The sequence below is a fragment of the Mesorhizobium sp. M0601 genome, from assembly GCF_040320845.1.
In the GTDB taxonomy this organism is placed as follows: Bacteria; Pseudomonadota; Alphaproteobacteria; order Rhizobiales; family Rhizobiaceae; genus Mesorhizobium.
In genome coordinates this window covers 96,196-118,183 of record NZ_JAMYQK010000003.1, presented here as the reverse complement: position 1 = coordinate 118,183, position 21,988 = coordinate 96,196, and the positions used below count along the sequence as shown (strand labels likewise).

General features: G+C 63.1%; 20 protein-coding genes. All 20 read left to right on the top strand.

The genetic code is table 11. From position 1 onward, the window contains the following. The first annotated feature begins 47 nt into the window (after positions 1–47). Positions 48–1,238: an NADH-quinone oxidoreductase subunit D gene (locus NKI41_RS04655; protein ID WP_023720747.1), complete on the top strand. Its 1,191-nt coding sequence runs from the start codon at positions 48–50 to the stop codon at positions 1,236–1,238. Between the two features lie 2 nt (positions 1,239–1,240). Next, a complete protein-coding gene (locus NKI41_RS04650; RefSeq protein ID WP_352681678.1) occupies positions 1,241–1,609 on the top strand; it encodes a hypothetical protein in 369 nt (122 codons plus the stop codon). Between the two features lie 22 nt (positions 1,610–1,631). Then, positions 1,632–2,684 (top strand): NADH-quinone oxidoreductase subunit NuoE, encoded by a 1,053-nt coding sequence (gene nuoE / locus NKI41_RS04645; protein ID WP_352470233.1) that lies wholly within the window; start codon positions 1,632–1,634, stop codon positions 2,682–2,684. 10 nt (positions 2,685–2,694) lie between these two features. After that, positions 2,695–3,999, top strand: coding sequence for an NADH-quinone oxidoreductase subunit NuoF (gene nuoF / locus NKI41_RS04640; RefSeq protein ID WP_023676626.1), 1,305 nt, complete (start codon positions 2,695–2,697; stop codon positions 3,997–3,999). Between the two features lie 80 nt (positions 4,000–4,079). Further along, the gene (locus tag NKI41_RS04635; protein ID WP_352458243.1) at positions 4,080–4,775 is read left to right on the top strand and encodes a helix-hairpin-helix domain-containing protein; all 696 of its coding nucleotides are present in this window, start codon (positions 4,080–4,082) and stop codon (positions 4,773–4,775) included. Between the two features lie 74 nt (positions 4,776–4,849). After that, a complete protein-coding gene (gene nuoG / locus NKI41_RS04630; protein WP_352681676.1) occupies positions 4,850–6,931 on the top strand; it encodes an NADH-quinone oxidoreductase subunit NuoG in 2,082 nt (693 codons plus the stop codon). 2 nt (positions 6,932–6,933) lie between these two features. After that, entirely contained in the window at positions 6,934–7,977 is a 1,044-nt protein-coding gene (gene nuoH / locus NKI41_RS04625) for an NADH-quinone oxidoreductase subunit NuoH (protein WP_352681674.1), read from the top strand. Between the two features lie 196 nt (positions 7,978–8,173). Beyond that, positions 8,174–8,665: an NADH-quinone oxidoreductase subunit NuoI gene (gene nuoI, locus NKI41_RS04620; RefSeq protein ID WP_023676622.1), complete on the top strand. Its 492-nt coding sequence runs from the start codon at positions 8,174–8,176 to the stop codon at positions 8,663–8,665. A gap of 118 nt (positions 8,666–8,783) precedes the next feature. Continuing rightward, positions 8,784–9,404 (top strand): NADH-quinone oxidoreductase subunit J, encoded by a 621-nt coding sequence (locus NKI41_RS04615; RefSeq protein ID WP_023676621.1) that lies wholly within the window; start codon positions 8,784–8,786, stop codon positions 9,402–9,404. A 1-nt stretch (position 9,405) separates the two neighbouring features. After that, positions 9,406–9,714: an NADH-quinone oxidoreductase subunit NuoK gene (gene nuoK, locus NKI41_RS04610; protein ID WP_023676620.1), complete on the top strand. Its 309-nt coding sequence runs from the start codon at positions 9,406–9,408 to the stop codon at positions 9,712–9,714. 10 nt (positions 9,715–9,724) lie between these two features. Next, a complete protein-coding gene (gene nuoL, locus NKI41_RS04605; protein WP_352681672.1) occupies positions 9,725–11,698 on the top strand; it encodes an NADH-quinone oxidoreductase subunit L in 1,974 nt (657 codons plus the stop codon). Then, a complete protein-coding gene (locus tag NKI41_RS04600) occupies positions 11,698–13,203 on the top strand; it encodes an NADH-quinone oxidoreductase subunit M (RefSeq protein WP_352681670.1) in 1,506 nt (501 codons plus the stop codon). The genes nuoL and NKI41_RS04600 overlap by 1 nt, the downstream gene beginning before the upstream one ends. A 17-nt stretch (positions 13,204–13,220) precedes the next feature. Beyond that, positions 13,221–14,657, top strand: coding sequence for an NADH-quinone oxidoreductase subunit NuoN (gene nuoN / locus NKI41_RS04595; RefSeq protein ID WP_352470239.1), 1,437 nt, complete (start codon positions 13,221–13,223; stop codon positions 14,655–14,657). Positions 14,658–14,661: 4 nt separating this feature from the next. Then, positions 14,662–15,483, top strand: coding sequence for a biotin--[acetyl-CoA-carboxylase] ligase (locus NKI41_RS04590; RefSeq protein ID WP_352681668.1), 822 nt, complete (start codon positions 14,662–14,664; stop codon positions 15,481–15,483). Between the two features lie 118 nt (positions 15,484–15,601). Next, positions 15,602–17,272, top strand: a complete 1,671-nt coding sequence (locus NKI41_RS04585; RefSeq protein WP_352681666.1) for a ribonuclease J — start codon at positions 15,602–15,604, stop codon at positions 17,270–17,272. A 141-nt stretch (positions 17,273–17,413) separates the two neighbouring features. After that, on the top strand, positions 17,414–17,818 hold the full coding sequence (gene mce / locus NKI41_RS04580) for a methylmalonyl-CoA epimerase (protein ID WP_352450005.1): 405 nt from the start codon (positions 17,414–17,416) through the stop codon (positions 17,816–17,818). Beyond that, positions 17,815–18,099, top strand: a complete 285-nt coding sequence (locus NKI41_RS04575) for a DUF1467 family protein (protein ID WP_352470241.1) — start codon at positions 17,815–17,817, stop codon at positions 18,097–18,099. The genes mce and NKI41_RS04575 overlap by 4 nt, the downstream gene beginning before the upstream one ends. A 560-nt stretch (positions 18,100–18,659) precedes the next feature. Next, entirely contained in the window at positions 18,660–19,988 is a 1,329-nt protein-coding gene (gene proS, locus NKI41_RS04570) for a proline--tRNA ligase (protein WP_352470242.1), read from the top strand. Continuing rightward, complete coding sequence (locus NKI41_RS04565; protein ID WP_352470243.1) at positions 19,985–21,271, top strand: lipoprotein-releasing ABC transporter permease subunit; 1,287 nt, start codon at positions 19,985–19,987, stop codon at positions 21,269–21,271. Before proS ends, NKI41_RS04565 begins: the two co-directional genes overlap by 4 nt. Then, positions 21,268–21,951: an ABC transporter ATP-binding protein gene (locus tag NKI41_RS04560; protein WP_254818120.1), complete on the top strand. Its 684-nt coding sequence runs from the start codon at positions 21,268–21,270 to the stop codon at positions 21,949–21,951. The genes NKI41_RS04565 and NKI41_RS04560 overlap by 4 nt, the downstream gene beginning before the upstream one ends. Positions 21,952–21,988 lie beyond the last annotated feature (37 nt).

Sequence of the window (21,988 nt, the reverse complement as noted above, 5' to 3'; positions counted from 1 at the left end):
GTTGAGAATCGAAGCTCCGGTACTGGGGCAATGAGTATATAGAAAAAATGGCTGAAACCTCCGTCCGCAATTTCAACATTAATTTTGGCCCTCAACACCCTGCGGCGCATGGCGTTTTGCGCCTTGTGCTGGAGCTCGACGGCGAAGTCGTCGATCGCGTCGATCCGCATATCGGTCTGTTGCATCGCGGCACGGAAAAGCTGATCGAGCACAAGACCTATCTGCAGGCCGTGCCCTATCTCGACCGGCTCGACTATTGCGCGCCGATGAACCAGGAGCATGCCTTTGCGCTTGCCGCGGAGCGGCTGCTCGGTATCGAGGTGCCGAAGCGCGGGCAGTTGATCCGAGTGCTCTATTCGGAAATCGGCCGCATCATGTCGCATATCCTCAACGTGACGACGCAGGCGATGGATGTCGGCGCGCTGACGCCGCCGCTGTGGGGCTTCGTCGAGCGCGAAAAGCTGATGGTGTTCTATGAGCGCGCCTCGGGCTCGCGCATGCATGCTGCCTATTTCCGCCCCGGGGGCGTCCATCAGGATCTGCCGCAGAAGCTGATCGAGGACATCGGCAAGTGGATCGACCCATTCCTGAAATCGGTCGACGATCTCGACGCGCTTTTGACCGGCAACCGTATCTTCAAGCAGCGCAATGTCGACATCGCGACGGTGTCTCTGGCCGACGCATGGGCCTGGGGTTTTTCCGGCGTCATGGTGCGCGGCTCGGGCGCGCCGTGGGACCTGCGCAAATCGCAGCCCTACGAATGCTATGCCGAGCTGGATTTCGACATTCCGATCGGCAAGAACGGCGACTGTTTCGACCGTTATCTGGTACGCATGGAAGAGATGCGGCAGTCGGCGAAAATCATGCGCCAGTGCGTCGACCTGTTGCTCGGCAAGGAAGGCAGCGGGCCGGTGTCTAACCTCGACGGCAAGGTGGTGCCGCCGAAGCGCGCGGCGATGAAGCGCTCGATGGAAGCGCTGATCCATCACTTCAAGCTCTACACCGAAGGCTACCGTGTGCCGGCCGGCGAGGTCTATGCGGCGGTCGAGGCGCCGAAAGGTGAGTTCGGCGTCTATCTGGTCTCCGACGGCACCAACAAACCCTATCGCTGCAAGCTGCGCGCGCCCGGCTTCGCGCACCTCCAGGCCATGGACTTTTTGTGTCGCGGCCACATGTTGGCCGACGTCACCGCCGTTCTCGGCTCCCTCGACATCGTGTTTGGTGAGGTGGATCGGTAGCAATGAACGCGCTTGTCACCGCAGCGGTTCTGACCATGGCGGCCCAAGTTCCTGCTTGGGCCCCGGATGGTCGATTGCCTTCGCGAGACCTGCTCAAGATCGGGTTTGAGCTGGTCTCGGAGGGCGACTTGCTGATGGGGCGTACATACGAGAGGCATGCGCCGATGGATGAGGGGATGGGTTTTCATTCTCTTCCGTGTCCGATCGAGTCGTTTGTTGCCCAAGTGCCCAGCCGGCCGAGGCCTTACTGTGTCTCTTGGGTTGACGATCGTTATGATGAATACATCCGTCTGAAGCGCGGTAAGGAAGAGTTTGTATGCGTGTTAGGGCAATCTGAGAACTGCTATCGCGTCTCCAGTTCGGTTCAATAAGAAAACATAAAAGCGAAACTCCATGTCAGTCCGCCGTCTCGCAGAAGCCAGCCTCCAGCCAGCCTCCTTCGCCTTCAACCGGGCGAATGCGGCGGCGGCGAAGCAGTGGATCAAGAAATATCCGAAGGGACGCGAGCAATCCGCGATCATCCCCTTGCTGATGCTGGCGCAGGAGCAGGAAGGCTGGGTGACCAAGGCGGCGATCGAAACGATCTCCGACATGCTCGACATGCCCTATATCCGTGGGCTGGAAGTCGCCACCTTCTATACCCAGTACCAGCTCAATCCGGTCGGCACCCGCGCGCATATCCAGGTCTGCGGCACCACGCCCTGCATGCTGCGCGGCTCGGAAGCGCTGATGGATGTCTGCCGCTCGAAGATCCATCACGACCAGTTCCACACCAACGACAAGGGCACGCTGTCGTGGGAGGAGGTCGAATGCCTCGGCGCCTGCGTCAACGCACCGATGGTGATGATATTCAAGGACACCTATGAGGATTTGACGCCGGAGCGGCTTGCCGAGATCATCGACCTCTATGACGCCGGCAAAGGTGCTTCGGTGACGCCAGGACCGCAAAACGGCCGCATCACTTCCGAGCCGGCCAGTGGCCTGACGACCCTCAAGAGCGAAAAGGCGATCCTCAAGGCGACCCGCGACCGGGAAACCAGGGCGGCGACCAAGGCCGCCAAGGATGCAGAGCCGGCGGCGGCCGCCGCAGCATCAGTTCCGCCAGCTGCTCCTGCCGCGCCGGCGCCGGTTGCGCCCTCGAATGCCAGCAAGCCGAAGACCGACGCGGTCGAGACCAACCCGGCGCTGAAATCGCCGTCGGCGACGAAAGTCGCGCCCGCGGCGGAAAGGGCGGCGAGCGTCGCAGCGCCTCTGCATTCGGCCGCCAATGCCAACAAGGCCGAACCGCAGGTCGAGGACGTCTCGAAACAGCGCAAGGGCCCCAAGAACAAGGCCGAGCCGGCGTCTGCTTTCAAAGCGCCGGAGGCCAAGGTCAAACCGGCGAAGGCTGCGGCCAAGCCGTCGCCCGGAAACAGGAGCCGGCCGACCGGCAAGAAGCCGGTCTGAGGAACGAGCAATGCTTCAGGACAGAGACCGCATCTTCAACAACATCTACGGCCGCTTCGACAAGTCGCTGGCCGGCGCCATGGCGCGCGGCGCCTGGGACAACACGCCCGGCATCGTTGCCAAGGGGCGCGAGTGGATCGTCAACGAGATGAAGGCATCGGGCCTGCGCGGCCGCGGCGGCGCCGGTTTCCCGACCGGGCTCAAATGGTCGTTCATGCCCAAGCAAAGCGACGGCCGGCCGAGCTATCTCGTCGTCAATGCCGACGAATCCGAGCCCGGCACCTGCAAGGACCGCGACATACTGCGCCATGACCCGCACACGCTGGTCGAAGGCTGCCTGCTTGCCGGCTTCGCCATGGGCGCGGTCGCCGCCTACATCTATGTGCGCGGCGAGTTCATCCGCGAGCGTGAGGCGCTGCAACGCGCCATAGACGAGGCCTATGCGGCCAAGCTGATCGGCAAGAACAACACCTCCGGCTACGATTTCGACATCTACATGCACCATGGCGCCGGTGCCTATATCTGCGGCGAGGAAACGGCGCTGCTCGAAAGCCTCGAGGGCAAGAAGGGCCAGCCGCGGCTGAAGCCGCCGTTTCCGGCCAATGTCGGCCTCTATGGCTGCCCGACGACGGTCAACAATGTCGAGTCCATCGCTGTCGCGCCGACCATCCTGCGCCGCGGTGCCGCCTGGTTCTCGTCCTTCGGCCGGCCCAACAATGTCGGCACCAAGCTGTTCTGCATCTCCGGCCACGTCAACAATCCATGCACCGTCGAAGAGGCGATGTCGATCCCGTTCCGCGAACTGATCGAGACGCATTGCGGCGGCATTCGCGGCGGCTGGGACAATCTGCTGGCGGTCATTCCGGGCGGCGCCTCGGTGCCGCTGGTGCCGGCCGAGCAGATCATCGACGCGCCGATGGATTTCGATGCGCTGCGCGACCTGAAATCGGGCCTCGGCACGGCGGCTGTCATCGTCATGGACAAATCGACCGATATCGTGAAAGCGATCGCGCGGCTGTCCTATTTCTACAAGCACGAGAGCTGCGGCCAGTGCACGCCCTGCCGTGAGGGCACCGGCTGGATGTGGCGGGTGATGGAACGGCTGGTGCGCGGCGAGGCGCAGAAGCGTGAGATCGACATGCTGCTCGACGTGACGAAGCAGGTCGAGGGCCATACGATCTGCGCGCTGGGCGATGCGGCGGCGTGGCCGATCCAGGGCCTGATGCGGCATTTCCGCGGCGAGGTGGAGCGGCGCATCGACGAGTTTTCGCGCAACGCACACCGCGCCGAACCGGTGCTGGCGGCGGCGGAATAGAAGAATTCAAAAAATTGCGGGCGAATGCCCGAAACGAGGAAACGAGCGCGGGGCAGACGGAAACGACCAGGAGATCACCTATGTCGCTGTTTTCGACACCCGACGATTTTACGCCCGATATGGACCCGTTGTTGAAGATGAACCAGGATCTGACCAGGATGATGCCGAAGGAGATGGCCAATGCCGTCAATCTCCTGGCGCATCCTGTCGCGGGCGCGGCGGCGATGACGGCACTCGGCATCGGCCTTGCCAACCACGCCTTTGGTATCTGGATGGGCGTGCTTTCAGGCGCGGCCGAGACCTCGCAGCGGCTTTGGCAGCCGGTCGCCGAGGATTTCGAGGCGCGAACGGAACGCTTTTCCGCAACCGGCAAAAGCTCCTCGACAAAGGCGCGCGCGGCGACCAAAACCCTGATTGCCGAGGCGCAGTCCTTCGCCAATGATGTGACCGACATTGCGACGAGCACCGCGGCGCGGAGCTTGGCGAATGCGAGCACCGTTGCAGCGGATGCGTCGGCCGGGCTGATGCCGGAGGATTTCAAGCAGCCCAAGCCGATGGATCGGCCAGCCGAGCCGGCCGACCTCAAGGCGATATCGGGCATCGGGCCGAAACTGGAAAAGGTGCTGAACGGCCTTGGCATCTGGACATACGCCCAGATCGCCGCGTGGACGCCGCAAGAGATCGCCTGGGTCGAAGATTACCTGTCGTTGAAGGGCCGCATCGGCCGTGACGGCTGGATCGGTCAGGCGGCCGCGTTGGCCGGGGCCAAAAAGTGAATTCAATATCGTGCGCGGTCTCGGCTGCGCCCGGAAGGAAAGATTGCGGAACGTCCGCAGGGGTTTGAGGCGAAATGGCAAAGCTCAAGGTCGACGGGAAAGAGATCACTGTACCCGACCATTACACGCTGCTGCAGGCGGCCGAGGACGCCGGCGCGGAAGTGCCGCGCTTCTGCTTCCACGAGCGGCTGTCGATCGCCGGCAATTGCCGCATGTGCCTGATTGAGGTGAAAGGCGGCCCGCCCAAGCCGCAGGCGTCCTGCGCCATGGGCGTGCGCGACCTGCGCCCAGGCCCGAACGGCGAGCCGCCGGAAATCTTCACCAACACGCCGATGGTCAAGAAGGCGCGCGAAGGCGTGATGGAATTCCTGCTGATCAACCATCCGCTGGACTGCCCGATCTGCGACCAGGGCGGCGAGTGCGACCTGCAGGACCAGGCGATGGCGTTCGGCGTCGATTCATCGCGCTACCACGAGAACAAGCGGGCGGTCGAAGACAAGTATATCGGGCCGCTGGTCAAGACGATCATGAACCGGTGCATCCATTGCACGCGCTGCGTCCGTTTCACCACCGAGATTGCCGGCATATCGGAGCTCGGCCTGATCGGCCGCGGCGAGGATGCCGAGATCACCACCTATCTCGAAAGCGCGATGACTTCGGAACTGCAGGGCAATGTCATCGACCTTTGCCCGGTTGGTGCGCTGACCTCCAAACCGTACGCCTTCCAGGCACGGCCGTGGGAACTGACCAAGACCGAATCCATCGACGTGATGGACGCCGTCGGCTCCGCGATCCGCGTCGATAGCCGAGGCCGCGAAGTGATGCGCATCCTGCCGCGTACCAACGAGGCGGTGAACGAGGAGTGGATTTCCGACAAGACCCGCTTCATCTGGGATGGTCTGCGCACGCAGCGCCTCGACCGGCCCTATGTGCGAAAGGAGGGCAGACTGGCCCCGGCAAGCTGGGCCGAGGCTTTTGCCGCGATCAAGGAAGCGGTGTCGAATGCGGCACCCGAAAAGATCGGTGCCATTGCCGGCGATCTCGCAGCCGTCGAGGAGATCTACGCGCTGAAGCTTCTGATGGCTTCGCTCGGCTCGAAGAACACCGACTGCCGCCAGGACGGCGCCGCACTCGATCCGTCGCTCGGCCGGGCGAGCTATGTGTTCAACCCGACCATCGAAGGCATCGAACAGGCCGATGCGGTGCTGATCATCGGCGCCAATCCGCGCTTCGAGGCATCCTTGCTCAACGCCCGCATCCGCAAGCGCTGGCGGGCCGGCAATCTGCCGGTCGGCGTCATCGGCGATGTCGGCGATACACGCTATGATTACGAGCAGCTCGGCGCCGGGCCGGAATCGCTGAAGGATCTGGCCGACGGTAACGGCAAGTTTTTCCAGCTGCTGAAGAAGGCGACGCATCCGCTGATCATCGTCGGACAGGGTGCGCTGGCGCGTCCGGACGGGGCGGCCGTGCTCGGCCAGGCGGCGAAGCTCGCCGTCGCCGTCAACGCCGCCAGGGCCGACTGGAACGGCTTTGCCGTGCTGCACACCGCCGCGGCACGTGTCGGCGGCCTCGATGTCGGGTTTGTGCCGGGCGAGGGCGGCAGGAACGTCGCCGGCATGCTGGGCGAGACCGATGTGCTGTTCCTGCTCGGCGCCGACGAAATCGATATGGCCAAGACCGGCGGCGCTTTCGTCGTCTATATCGGCACGCATGGCGACAAGGGCGCGCATCGCGCCAACGTCATCCTGCCGGGTGCCGCCTATACCGAGAAGTCGGGCACCTTCGTCAACACCGAGGGGCGCGTGCAGCAGACCAACCGGGCCGGCTTCGCGCCCGGCGAGGCGCGCGAGGACTGGGCGATCCTTCGGGCACTGTCGGATGTGCTCGGCAAGAAGCTGCCGTTCGATTCGCTGCCGCAGCTACGCGCAAAGCTCTATGCGGAATACCCGCATCTTGCCCGCATCGACCATGTCGTGGCCGGCGACCCGGCCGACATCGCCAGGGTTGCCAAGCTCGGCGGGCGGCTGAACAAGGGCACCTTCACCTCGCCGGTCAAGGATTTCTACCTGACCAACCCGATCGCGCGGGCTTCCGCGGTGATGGCGGAGTGCTCGGCTTTGGCGAAGAACGGCTTCAGGCAGGCGGCGGAGTAGATATGGACACCTTCTTCTCCTTCTACGTGCTGCCGGCGCTGCTGATCCTTTTGAAGTCGGTCGTGCTGATCGTCGTTCTGTTGATCTTCGTCGCCTATGTGCTTTACGCCGACCGCAAGATCTGGGCGGCGGTGCAATTGCGCCGCGGACCGAACGTCGTCGGCCCGTGGGGCACGCTGCAGGCGTTCGCCGATCTGCTGAAATTCGTCTTCAAGGAACCGGTCATCCCGTCCGGCGCCAACAAGGGCGTTTTCCTGCTGGCGCCCTTGGTGTCGGCGGTGCTGGCGATCTCTGCCTGGGCGGTCATACCGGTCAACGAAGGCTGGGCGATCGCCAACGTCAATGTCGGCATCCTCTATGTCTTCGCCATCTCCTCGCTCGAGGTCTATGGCGTCATCATGGGCGGCTGGGCGTCCAATTCGAAATACCCGTTCCTCGGCGCGCTGCGCTCGGCGGCGCAGATGGTGTCCTACGAAGTCTCCATCGGTTTCGTCATCGTGACCGTGCTGCTTTGCGTCGGCTCGCTCAACCTGTCCGACATCGTCTTGTCGCAGCAGGACGGGCTGGGCACGCGGCTCGGCCTGCCCAACACCTTCCTCGACTGGCATTGGCTGTCGCTGTTCCCGATGTTCATCGTCTTCTTCATCTCGGCGTTGGCCGAGACCAACCGGCCGCCCTTCGACCTTGTGGAAGCCGAATCGGAACTCGTCGCCGGCCATATGGTCGAATATTCCTCGACGCCGTTCCTGCTGTTCTTCCTCGGCGAATATGTCGCCGTCGTCCTGATGTGCGCGCTGGCCACCATCCTGTTCCTTGGCGGCTGGCTGCCACCCTTCAACTTCGCGCCGTTCACCTGGGTGCCGGGGCTGATCTGGTTCGTGCTCAAGGTCTGCCTGGTATTCTTCATGTTCTCGATGGTGAAAGCGTTCGTGCCGCGCTATCGCTACGATCAGCTGATGCGGCTCGGCTGGAAGGTCTTCCTGCCGATCTCGCTGTTCATGGTGGTCGCCACCGCGACATTCCTCAAAATCACGGGGTTTGCGTGATGACATATGAAATTGGGGGAGCGATCGGTGGCGTTGCTTTTGCGGCTGTCGAGTTCTTTCTACTTCGCGCTTACTGGTTGAAGCCCGAACTTCCACTGAAAAACCGACGTGTCCTAAGAGGCGTTGCCTTTTTCGGTTTTGCCTTTCTGCCAATAGTTGGATGGATTCAAGGTATGAAACTTTCGGGAGCCCTTTGATGTCCGCTCTTTCCCAGGCCGCCAAGTCACTGCTTTTGCAGGATTTCGTCAGCGCTTTCTTCCTGTCGATGCGCCAGTTCTTCGCGCCGAAGGAGACGATCAACTATCCGCATGAAAAGGGGCCGGTCAGCCCGCGCTTCCGTGGCGAACATGCGCTGCGCCGTTATCCCAACGGCGAGGAACGCTGCATCGCCTGCAAATTGTGCGAGGCGATCTGCCCGGCGCAGGCCATCACCATCGAAGCCGGCCCGCGCCGCAACGACGGCACGCGGCGCACCGTGCGCTACGACATCGATATGGTGAAATGCATTTACTGCGGCTTCTGCCAGGAAGCCTGCCCGGTCGACGCCATCGTCGAGGGCCCGAATTTCGAGTTCGCGACCGAGACGCGCGAGGAACTTTATTACGACAAGGACAGGCTCCTGGCCAATGGCGACCGCTGGGAGCGTGAACTGGCGCGCAACATCTCGCTGGATGCGCCTTACCGCTGATATTTGAAGCATGGACGGGGCGAGGGCCCTCGTTTAAGGAACACGCAACTTGCCGACCGGAGGCGGTGGCAAAAAACAGGACGAACGTCCTGTTCTGACAGGAAACCCGGGGGAACCCATGCTGAGTGGACTAGAGGCGGCCTTTTTCTACCTCTTCGCCTTTGTCGCGGTGGCATCGGCGTTCATGGTCATATCGGCGCGCAATCCCGTGCATTCGGTGCTGTTCCTGATCCTGACCTTCTTCAACGCCGCCGGCCTGTTCATGCTGACCGGCGCCGAGTTCCTGGCGATGATCCTGCTCGTCGTCTATGTCGGCGCGGTGCTGGTGCTGTTCCTGTTCGTCGTCATGATGCTCGACGTCGACTTCGCCGAAATGAAGGAAGGCGCCCTGCAATATGCACCGATCGGCGCGCTGGTCGGGCTGATCCTGGCGGCGGAGCTGATCGTGGTGCTCGGCGGCTATACATTCGCGCCGAAACTGGCGGCGACGGTCGCCAAGCCCATTCCGGACCTGGCCGCGCGCTCGAACACGGCAGCGCTCGGCGACATCCTCTATACGGATTACCTCTATTACTTCCAGGTGGCGGGGCTGGTGCTGCTGGTCGCCATGATCGGCGCCATCGTGCTGACGCTGCGCCATAAGCCGGGCGTCAAGCGGCAGTCGATCGCCGCCCAGGTCGGCCGCACGGCGGCAACCGGAGTGGAAATCCGCAAGGTCAAGACGGGCGAAGGAGTCTGAGATGGTCGTCGGCATCGCGCACTACCTGACCGTATCGGCGATCCTGTTCACGCTCGGCGTGTTCGGCATCTTCCTGAACCGCAGGAACGTCATCGTCATCCTGATGTCGATCGAGCTGATCCTGCTTGCCGTCAACATCAATTTCGTCGCCTTCTCGGCGGCGCTCGGCGACCTGGTCGGCCAGGTGTTCGCACTGTTCGTGCTGACGGTCGCGGCGGCCGAAGCGGCGATCGGCCTTGCCATTCTCGTCGTCTTCTTCCGCAACCGCGGCTCGATCGCGGTCGAAGACGTGAACATGATGAAGGGTTGACGGAACCACCATGTATCAGGCCATCGTCTTCCTTCCGCTGCTCGGCTTCTTGATCGTCGGCCTGTTCGGCACTTCGCTCGGCGCCAAGGCTTCAGAATACATCACCTCCGGCTTCCTGGTGATCGCGGCTGTGCTGTCGTGGGTCGCCTTCTTCTCGGTCGGCTTCGGCGGCGGCGAGGTGTTCACCGTGCCGGTGCTGCGCTGGATCCAGTCGGGCGGGCTGGAGGCGTCCTGGGCGCTCAGGATCGACACGCTGACGGTGGTCATGCTGGTCGTCGTCAACACCGTGTCGTCGCTGGTCCATATCTACTCGATCGGCTACATGCATCACGATCCGGACCGGCCGCGCTTCTTCGCCTATCTGTCGCTGTTTACCTTCGCCATGCTGATGCTGGTGACGGCCGACAACCTCGTGCAGATGTTCTTCGGCTGGGAAGGCGTCGGCCTTGCCTCCTATCTGCTGATCGGCTTCTGGTACAAGAAGCCTTCGGCCAATGCGGCTGCAATCAAGGCCTTCGTCGTCAACCGCGTCGGCGATTTCGGCTTTGCGCTCGGCATCTTCGGCGTGTTCGTGCTGTTCGGCTCGGTCAATCTCGGCACCATCTTCGCCAATGCGGCGACGTTCATTCCGGCGGAAGGCGCGCCGCAAGGTGCGGCCGTGCTGACCTTCCTCGGCTATGCACTCGACAGGCAGGCTGCGATGACGGTCGTCTGCCTGCTCCTGTTCATGGGCGCCATGGGCAAGTCGGCGCAGGTGCCGCTGCACACCTGGCTGCCGGATGCCATGGAGGGCCCGACGCCGGTCTCGGCACTGATCCATGCCGCCACCATGGTGACGGCCGGCGTGTTCATGCTGGCGCGGTTGTCGCCGCTGTTCGAGCTGTCGCATTCGGCACTGACGGTGGTCACCTTCATCGGCGCTTTCACCGCCTTCTTCGCGGCGACCGTCGGTCTCGTCCAGAACGACATCAAGCGCGTCATCGCCTATTCGACCTGTTCGCAGCTCGGCTACATGTTCGTGGCGCTCGGCGTCGGTGCCTATGGCGCAGCGATTTTCCATCTGTTCACCCACGCCTTCTTCAAGGCGCTGCTGTTCCTCGGCTCGGGCTCGGTCATCCACGCCGTCTCCGACGAGCAGGACATGCGCAAAATGGGCGGCCTGAGGACGCTGATCCCGAAGACCTACTGGATGATGGTGATCGGCACGCTGGCGCTGACCGGTGTCGGCATCCCGGTAACGATCATCGGCACGGCCGGCTTCTTTTCCAAGGACGCCATCATCGAAGCGGCCTTCGCCGGCCACAATGCGGTCGCCGCGTTTGCCTTCATATTGCTGGTCATTGCCGCCTGCTTCACCTCCTTCTACTCCTGGCGGCTGATCTTCATGACCTTCCACGGCGAGCCGCGGGCCAGCCACGAGGTCATGCACCATGTCCATGAATCGCCACCGGTCATGCTGGTACCGCTGTTCATCCTGGCGGCGGGCGCGCTGTTCGCCGGCGTGATCTTCCACGGCGCCTTCATCGGCGAGGGCTATGCCGAATTCTGGAAGGCGTCGCTGTTCACGCTGCCGGACAACCACATCCTGCACGAAATCCACGAAGTGCCGTTGTGGGTCGAGCTGTCACCGTTCATCGCCATGCTGATCGGCTTTGCGATTGCCTGGCGGTTCTATATTCGCGCGCCGGAAATGCCTCGGAGCGTCGCCGCCAACCATCGCCTGCTCTACGCCTTCCTGCTCAACAAATGGTATTTCGACGAGCTCTACGACTTCCTGTTCGTGCGGCCGGCAAAGCGCCTCGGCAGCTTCCTGTGGAAGACCGGCGACGGCACCGTCATCGATGGGCTCGGGCCGGACGGCATTTCGGCGCGCGTCGTCGACGTCACCAACCGGGTCGTCAAGCTGCAGACCGGCTATCTCTACCACTATGCCTTCGCCATGCTGATCGGCGTTGCCGCACTCGTCACCTGGATGATGCTCTGATGACCGCCTGGCCGATCCTATCGCTGGTCACCTTCCTGCCGCTGGTTGGTGTGCTGCTCATCCTTTTCGTGCGTGACGACAGCGAGAACGCGCGCCGCAACATCCGCGCCATCGCGCTGTTCACGACTGCGTTCACCTTCGTGGTTTCGCTGTTCATCTGGACCGGCTTCGACAATTCGCAGCCCGGCTTCCAGTTCGTCGAGAAATTTGCCTGGCTGGATTCCGGCATCTCCTACCATATGGGCGTAGACGGCATCTCCATGCTGTTCGTCATCCTGACCACCTTCCTGATGCCGCTCTGCATCCTCGCCTCGTGGGAATCGATCGAGAAGCGCGTCAAGGCCTATATGATCGCCTTCCTGCTGCTCGAGACGCTGATGATCGGCGTGTTCTGCGCGCTCGACATCGTCTTGTTCTACGTCTTCTTCGAAGCCGGCCTGATCCCGATGTTCATCATCATCGGCGTGTGGGGCGGCAAGCGGCGCGTCTATGCCTCGTTCAAGTTCTTCCTCTATACGCTGGCCGGCTCGGTGCTGATGCTGCTCGCCATCATGGCGATGTTCTTCCAGTCCGGCACCACCGATATCCCGACGCTTCTGACCCATAACTTCCCGGCCAATATGCAGACCTGGCTGTGGCTTGCCTTCTTCGCATCCTTCGCGGTGAAGATGCCGATGTGGCCGGTGCATACCTGGCTGCCGGACGCGCATGTCGAGGCGCCGACAGCCGGCTCGGTGATCCTGGCCGCCATCCTGCTCAAGATGGGCGGGTACGGCTTCCTGCGTTTTTCGCTGCCGATGTTTCCGATCGCATCCGAAATGTTCGCGCCGCTGATCTTCACGCTTTCCGTCGTCGCCATCATCTACACCTCGCTGGTGGCGCTGATGCAGGAGGACATGAAGAAGCTGATCGCCTATTCGTCGGTCGCTCACATGGGCTTCGTCACCATGGGAATCTTCGCGATGAACCAGGAAGGCGTCCAGGGTTCGATCTTCCAGATGCTGTCGCACGGCCTGGTCTCCGGCGCGCTGTTCCTCTGCGTCGGCGTCGTCTACGACCGCATGCACACGCGTGACATCGACGCCTATGGCGGGTTGGTCAACAACATGCCGAAATATGCAACCGTGTTCATGATCTTCACCATGGCCAATGTCGGCCTGCCCGGCACCAGCGGCTTCGTCGGCGAGTTCCTGACCATGCTCGGCGTGTTCCGGGTCAACACCTGGGTGGCGTTCTTCGCCGCCACCGGCGTCGTCCTTTCGGCGGCCTATGCGCTCTGGCTCTACCGCAAGGTGATCTTCGGCGCGCTGACCAAGGAAAGCCTGAAAGGCCTGCTCGACCTGTCGACGCGCGAGAAGGTGATCATCTATCCGCTGGTCGCGCTGGTCATCTTCTTCGGCGTCTATCCGGCGCCGATCTTCGACGCGACCGCCGAATCGGTCAAGGCGCTCGTTACCAATGTCACCGCATCCATCGGCGCCGCGCAGACCGCGGCGGCGAACTGACTGGGGGTTTGCGAACCATGACGCCGGACCTTCTCTCAAGCCTGTCGCTCTCGACGCCAGAGCTGATCCTCGCCATCGGCGCCTTGGCGCTGTTGATGCTCGGCGCCTATTCGCGCGCCAACACCACCGTCACGGTGAGCGGCCTTGCCGTCGCCGTGCTGGTGATCGCCGGCGCCTGGCTGGTCTTTTCGCCGGGACAGGGCAACGCCTATGGCGAAGCCTTCATCCAGGATCCGTTCGCCCGCTTCATGAAGGTGCTGGCGCTGGTCGGCTCGGCGGTGACGCTGGTCATGTCGGTCCGCTTTGCCCAGGCGGAGCGTTTCGACAAGTTCGAATATCCGGTGCTGATCCTGCTCTGCACGCTCGGCATGATGCTGATGATCTCGGCCAACGGCATGATCGGGCTCTATCTCGGCCTCGAGCTACAATCGCTGGCGATCTACGTGCTGGCGGCGATCAACCGCGACAATCTGCGCTCGACCGAGGCCGGGCTGAAGTACTTCGTCCTTGGCGCGCTGTCATCGGGCATGCTGCTTTACGGCATCTCGCTGGTCTACGGCTACACCGGCAACACCGGCTTCCAGGAGATCGCCGCGGCGCTGAGCGGCGGCGAGCGCCAGCTCGGCCTCGTCTTCGGCCTGGTTTTTGTGCTGGCCGGCCTTGCCTTCAAGATCTCGGCGGTGCCGTTCCATATGTGGACGCCCGACGTCTATGAAGGCGCGCCGACGCCGGTGACGGCTTTTCTGGCGGCGGCACCGAAGATGGCGGCGATGGCGCTGATGGTGCGCGTCACCATGGGCGCCTTCAAGCCGATCGCCGCCGACTGGCAGCAGATCATCGTCTTCATCTCGATCGCCTCGATGGCGCTTGGTGCCTTCGCGGCCATCGGCCAGACCAACATCAAACGGCTGATGGCCTATTCCTCCATCGGCCATATGGGTTATGCTCTGGTCGGCCTTGCCGCCAACAGCCAGGACGGCGTGCGCGGCGTCGCCATCTACATGCTGATCTATCTGGTGATGACGCTCGGCACCTTCGCCTTCATCCTCGCCATGCGGCGAAAGGAGGGCAATGTCGAGCAGATCAGCGATCTCGCTGGCCTGTCGGCGACCAATCCGATCATGGCGACGATCCTCACCATCCTGATGTTCTCGCTGGCCGGTATCCCGCCACTCGCCGGCTTCTGGGGGAAATGGTACGTGTTCCTCGCCGCCATCAATGCCAACCTCTACGCGCTGGCGATCATCGGCGTGCTGGCCTCTGTGGTGGGCGCCTATTATTATCTGCGCATCATCAAGATCATGTGGTTCGACGAACCGGTCGGCGGCTTCGTGCCGATGGCGACCGAACTGCGCGTCGTGCTCGGCGTCTGCGGCGCCTTCGTGCTGTTCTACGTGCTGATCGGCGGCCCGATCGGAACCTACGCCGCTGCCGCGGCCAAGACCTTCTTCTGACGGAATGACGTTCAGGCTGGCTCCAACCGCGGCTTCGGACGGGTTCCGGCTCGAGGCGCACGACACGGTCGGCTCCACCAATGCGCTGGCGCTGGAGCACGCGCGGGCCGGCGATCCGGGCAAACTCTGGGTCGTCTCAAAAAAGCAGGAAGCCGGGCGTGGCCGCCGTGGCCGCGCCTGGGCGACGCCCGAGGGCAATCTGGCAGCGACGCTGCTGGTGATCACCAACACCGAGCTTCGGCTTGCCGCGACGCTCGGCTTCGTTGCCGGACTGGCGCTGGCCGACGCGCTCGACGCTGTCGTGCCGAAGGGCAGGATCGCGATCGGCCTCGATGGTGCGAGCCAAGGCAAGAACCGTTTCGAACTGAAATGGCCGAACGATGTGCTTGCCTCGGGCGCCAAGCTCGCCGGCATCCTGCTGGAATCGGCGATGCTGGATGGCGACCGTTCGGCGGTGGCTGTCGGCATCGGCGTCAACGTGGTGGCTTATCCCAAGGATTTGCCTTATCCAGCGACGTCGCTCAGCGCGTTGGGGTCTGCTTGCGATGCCGAGACGCTGTTTCTGGCGCTGTCGGATGCCTGGAGCGAGAATGCGCGGCTGTGGAACGAAGGGCGTGGGCTTGCCGCCGTCAGGCGGCGGTGGCTGGCGCGTGCGGCGGGGCTTGGCGGGCAGGTTGCTGTCAGAATTGACGGTAATGCGGTGCGCGGCACCTTCGAGACCATTGACGAGGACTGCCGTTTCGTGATCCGCGACGATGAAGGTTCGGTTCTGACGATCGCCGCCGGCGACGTGCATTTCGGCGCGGTTGCCTCGGCCGGCGTTTGACCGGCCAATACGTTTGACTGGCCAGCATTTGACCAGCTTGAATTTGACCGGCCGACAATTTTGACCGGCCGACAATTTTGACCGGCCCGCAATTTTGACCGGCAAGGAAGGAAAGACCATGGCGACAGCGGAAAACGCCGAACTTGTCTTCGTGCCGCTCGGCGGTGTCGGCGAGATCGGCATGAACTTCGCCCTCTACGGCTATGGGCCGGCCAATGCGCGCGAATGGATCGTCGTCGACGTCGGCGTCACTTTTCCCGATGCAACCCTGCCCGGCGTCGACCTGGTTCTGCCCGACACACGTTTCATCGAGGAGAGTGTCGCCAATCTGCGCGGCATCGTCATCACCCATGCGCATGAGGACCATTACGGCGCGCTCCACGACATCTGGCCGAAGCTCAAGGCGCCGGTGTGGATGACGCCGTTCAGCGCCGGCCTGCTGGAAGCCAAGCGGCAGGGTGAGCAAGGGGCGCCGAAGATCCCGGTGACGATCTACCGGGCCGGCGAGAAATTCACCGTCGGCCCGTTCGAGATCGAGGCCATCCCTGTTGCGCACTCCATTCCCGAGCCGATGTCGCTGGCGATCACGACGCCGGCCGGCGTCGTCATCCATACCGGCGACTGGAAGATCGATCCGGCGCCGACGGTCGGGCCGATGACCGACGAGGCGCGCTTCCGAGCCTATGGCGACAAGGGCGTGCTGGCGCTGGTCTGCGATTCCACCAATGCGATGCGGGAAGGGGAATCGCCGTCCGAAGTGGCGGTGGGCGAGGGCCTCAAGAGCGTCATCCAGAACGCCAAGGGCCGGGTCGCCGTCACCAGCTTCTCCTCCAATGTCGGGCGTATCGTCTCCATCGCCAAGGCGGCGCGGGATGCCGGCCGCCAGTGCCTGGTGATTGGCCGCTCGATGAAGCGCGTCATCGATGTGGCTGATGAACTCGGCTATATGGACGGCTTGCCGGAATTCATCGCCGAGGAGGATTACGGCTTCATCCCGCGCGAAAACCTCGTCATCATCTGCACCGGCAGCCAGGGCGAGCCGCTTGCCGCACTTGCCAAGCTGTCGCGCGACGAGATGAAGTCGGTGGCGCTGACGGCCGGCGACACGGTGGTGTTTTCCTCGCGCACCATTCCCGGCAACGAGAAGGCGATCCTCGAAATCAAGAACCGCCTGATCGATCTCGGCATCAAGATCATCGAGGACGGCGATGCGCTGGTGCATGTCTCCGGCCATCCACGCCGCAGCGAATTGCGCAAGATGTATGAATGGGTGCGGCCGCAGATCGGCGTTCCCGTGCATGGCGAAGCGGCGCATCTGGTGGCGCAGGGCTCGCTGATGTCGACGTCCGGCATCGGCCAGGTCGCGCAGGTGCGCGACGGCGACATGCTCAGGCTGTATCCGGGTGCCGCCGCCATCATCGACCAGGTGCCGTTCGGCCGCATCTACAAGGACGGAAGGCTGATCGGCACCGACCAGGCGATGGGCATTCGCGACCGCCGCAAGCTGTCCTTTGCCGGCCATGTCGCCGTCAATGTCGTGCTCGACGACAAATACGAGCTTGCCGGCGATCCCGATCTGGTCGCCATCGGCGTCGCCGAGGCCGACGGCAGCGGTGAGAGCCTGGAAGACCTGATGATCGATGCGGCAATCGGCGCCGTGGACTCCATCCCCCGCCAGCGCCGAAAAGACCTCGACCTGGTCCAGGAGGCGGTGCGCCGCGCGGTGCGCGGCGCGGCCAACGAAGCCTGGGGCAAGAAGCCGCTGGTGACGGTGTTCGTCACGAGGTGACGAACAAGGGAGTAGGGGAGTAGGGCAGTAAGGGAGTAGGGAAGTAGGAAGTAGGAGCGCAAACAGATGCACTTCTAGATCCAGTTTTTCCCTACTCCCCTACTGCCTTACTCCCCTACTCCCCTAACCCGGGAGTACTCTATGCTCGGACGTCTCAACCATGTCGCGCTTGCGGTGCCGGATCTGGCCGCGGCCGCGGCGGTCTATCGCGATACGCTTGGCGCGCGCGTGACCGCGCCGCAGGCGCTGCCGGAGCATGGCGTTACGGTGGTGTTCGTCGATGTCGGCAACACCAGGATCGAGTTGCTCGAGCCGCTCGGCGAAGCCTCGCCGATCGCCGCATTCCTCGCGAAGAATCCGTCCGGCGGCATGCACCATGTCTGCTATGAGGTGGATGACATTGTTGCGGCGCGCGACCGTCTCAAGGCCAGCGGCGCGCGCGTGCTCGGCGACGGCAATCCGAAGATCGGCGCACATGGCAAGCCGGTATTGTTTCTGCACCCCAAGGATTTCTTCGGCACGCTGGTCGAACTGGAGCAAGCATGAGTTGGGTTTCGTTTATCGCCCTGTTCTTCGCCACGTGGTGGGTGGTGTTGTTCGCCGTCCTGCCGTTCAGCATGCGGACGCAGGACGAGGATCGGGACGTGACGCTTGGCACGGTTCCGAGCGCACCGCGCGGACCGCACATGCTGCGCGCCGCGCTGCGCACGACGATAGCCACGCTGGTCCTCATGGGTATCTTCTACGGCATCACGAGAGGGCTTGGCCTCGGCATCGACGACATCCCGCACATCGTGCCGGATTTCAACCAGAGCCCAGCGCATTAGCCGGCTACCTACCGTGTCCGACTATCCCAGCCTAGCCGAGGCTCTGAAATCAAGCTGAGCCAGCAAGGTCAACCCAAAGTAAAGGCCGGGGCGGGTCTGGGCTGACGCAACGTCATGTAGGTTGGTAATCTGTCGTGCTAACCAGATGATTGCACAAAAAAAATGCAAGGCGCGAGGCCTTGCAATTTAAACGCGTCCGATCTGTTTCCGGTGTCCGGCGGCAGCGAGTTACCGCGCCTAGATCGCATCCTCCCAAGACTTTGACCGCGTAGGAGGGCAGATTTTTCTCTACCCTCTCGGTTATGGGGGCACACTAGCCTAAGGCGGGTGAAAATGTCACGAAGAATTTTGCCCAGAAACAGGCAATCTCGTGCTGCAGTGCACAATAGTACGGCAGGCGTTGCTTGCGAAACGCCCAGCAAGCCGTGTGCGGCAATTGCGGCGCCTGTGCAGCGCCTGGGCCGGGTTTCCATTCCGCCATGAAATGGCTATGAAGCCGGGGCAAGCAAGCCTGCGCTGCGCCGATTCCGGCGCCGCCATCCTCTCTCACGGACCAGTTCATGCGTTTGTCGCGCTATTTCCTGCCCATCCTCAAAGAAAATCCACGCGAGGCCGAGATCGTCTCGCATCGGCTGATGCTGCGCGCCGGCATGATCCGCCAGCAGGGGCAGGGCAGCTTTTCCTGGCTGCCGCTCGGCAAGCGGGTGCTGGACAAGGTCTGCCGGATTATTCGCGAGGAGCAGAATCGCGCCGGTGCACTCGAAATCCTGATGCCGACCATCCAATCGGCCGAGCTGTGGCGCGAAAGCGGCCGCTATGAAGACTACGGCAAGGAGATGCTGCGCATCAAGGACCGGCAAGACCGCGATATGCTCTACGGGCCGACCAACGAGGAGATGGTCACCGAGATCTTCCGCTCCTATGTCAAGTCCTACAAGGACCTGCCGCTCAATCTCTATCACATCCAGTGGAAGTTTCGCGACGAGGTGCGCCCACGCTTCGGCGTCATGCGTTCGCGCGAGTTCCTGATGAAGGACGCCTATTCCTTCGACCTCGATTATGAAGGCGCCAAGGCCGCCTATAACCGCATGTTCGTGTCCTATCTCAGGACGTTTACGCGCATGGGGCTGCAGGCCATTCCGATGCGCGCCGACACCGGGCCGATCGGCGGCGACCTCAGCCATGAGTTCATCATCCTGGCCGACACCGGCGAGAGCCAGGTGTTCTGCCATCGCGACTATCTCTCGCTTGAGGTGCCGGGGGCAGACACTGATTTTTCGAACGACGCCGAGATCGGCGGCATCGTCAAGACGTGGACGACGCCCTATGCCGCCACCGACGAGATGCATGACGAGGCGGCGTGGGAGAAGGTGCCCGCGCGCGACCGGGTCTCGGCGCGCGGCATCGAGGTTGGGCATATCTTCCATTTCGGCGACAAATATTCCAAGCCGATGGGCGCCAAGGTGACCGGGCCGGACGGCAAGGATCATTTCGTTTCTGGCGGTTCCTACGGCATCGGCCCGTCCAGGCTGGTCGCGGCGATCATCGAGGCCAGCCATGACGATAACGGCATCATCTGGCCGGAGGCGGTGGCACCGTTCGATGTCGGCCTGATCAACATGAAGGCTGGCGATGCCGAATGCGACCGCGTCTGCGGCGAGCTGAATGCCGCCTTTGCCGCCGCCGGCAAGGAGGTGCTCTACGACGACACCGACCAGCGGCCGGGCGGCAAGTTCGCCACCGCCGACCTGATCGGGCTCCCGTGGCAGGTGATCGTCGGGCCGCGTGGTGTCGCCGCCGGCGAGGTCGAGATCAAGAACCGCAGGACCGGCGAGCGCGAGACGCTGCCGATCGGCGACGTGAAAAAGCGTTTCGGTGCCGCCGCATGAACGAAGCGGCGGCAGCAAGACCATCGGGCGCCGGGCCTTTTTCCGGCTTCGAACGCTTGGTGGCGTGGCGCTATCTGCGCTCGCGTCGCAAGGAGACGGTGATCTCGGTGATCGCCTCGATCTCCTTCCTCGGCATCATGCTGGGCGTCGCCACGCTGATCGTCGTCATGGCAGTCATGAACGGCTTTCGCGCCGAACTGCTGACGCGCATCCTAGGCGTCAACGGGCACCTGATCGTGCAGCCGCTCGACATGCCGCTGGAGGACTATGCCCAGGTCGCCGGCCGCATCAACGGCGTGCCCGGCGTCAAATACGCCATCCCGCTGATCGACGGGCAGGTGCTGGCGCAAGGCAATGTCGGCGGCGGCACCGGCGCGCTGGTGCGCGGCATACGCGGCGAGGATCTCGGCAAGATCACCATCGTCGCCAACAACATCAAGGAGGGCTCGATCGTCGGCTTCGACACCGGCGAAGGCGTCGCCATCGGCAGCCGCATGGCCGAAAATCTCGGCCTTGTGCTCGGCGATACCATCACGCTGATCTCGCCCGAGGGCGACATCACGCCGCTCGGCACGACGCCGCGCATGAAAGGCTATCCGATAACCGCGATCTTCGAGGTCGGCATGTCGGAATATGACAGTTCCATCGTCTACATGCCGTTTTCCGAAGCGCAGCTTTACTTCAACATGGACGGAAGGGCGCAGACGATCGAGATCTACGCCGACAATCCCGACAATATCGACGCGCTGAAGCCGAAGGTCGAAGAGGCGGCGCAGCGGCCGATCAGCCTTGTCGATTGGCGGGAGCGTAACAAGACGTTCTTCGACGCGCTGCAGGTCGAGCGCAACGTCATGTTCATGATCCTGACGCTGATCGTGCTGGTGGCGGCGCTCAACATCATTTCGGGCCTGATCATGCTGGTGAAGGACAAGGGCCACGACATCGCCATCCTGCGCACCATGGGCGCCACGCGCGGCGCGATCCTGCGCATCTTCCTGATGACCGGGGCTGCGATCGGCGTTGTCGGCACCATCGCCGGCGTGCTGCTCGGCATCGTAATCTGCCTCAACGTCGAGCGCATCCGCCAGTTCTTCTCCTGGCTGGCCGACGAGAGGCTGTTCAATCCCGAGCTTTATTTCCTCAGCCAGTTGCCTGCCCGCATGGATGCCAGCGAGACGATCTCGGTCGTTCTCATGGCATTGGCGCTGTCGTTCCTGGCGACGCTGTTTCCGGCGTGGCGCGCAGCCAGGCTCGATCCGGTCGAAGCGCTGAGGTACGAATGATGGCCGAGGCCATTATCGAGCTGAAGAGCGTCGAGCGGCACTATGTGCAGGGGCCGCGCAAGCTGACCATCCTGAACGGCGCCGATTTTTCGCTGAAGCGTGGCGAGATGGTGGCGCTTGTGGCGCCGTCGGGCACCGGCAAGTCGACGCTGCTCCACACCGCCGGGCTGCTGGAGCGACCGGACGCCGGCGACGTGATCCTGGCGGGGCGCGCCTGCGGCCGGCTTTCCGACGACGAACGCACGGCGATCCGCCGCAACGATGTCGGCTTCGTCTACCAGTTCCATCATTTGTTGCCTGAGTTTTCTGCGCTGGAAAACATCATGATGCCGCAGCTGATAAAAGGGCTGCCGCGCAAGGAGGCGGCCGAGCGGGCGGCGCAATTGCTCGACTATATGCAGATCGGCAAGCGGGCACAGCATCGCCCCTCCGAGCTCTCCGGCGGCGAGCAGCAGCGGGTCGCTATTGCGCGTGCCGTCGCCAATGCGCCGCTGGTGCTTTTGGCCGACGAGCCGACCGGCAATCTCGACCCGGTGACCGCTTCCTATGTGTTCGAGGCGCTGGCAGCACTGGTCCGGCAATCGGGCCTGGCGGCGCTCATCGCCACCCACAATCACGAGCTCGCCTCGCGCATGGACCGCCGCGTGACGCTGGCCGACGGCAAGGTCGTGCCGCTTTAGAGTGCGCTGCAATCGAGGCGATGACGGCCTGCGAGCC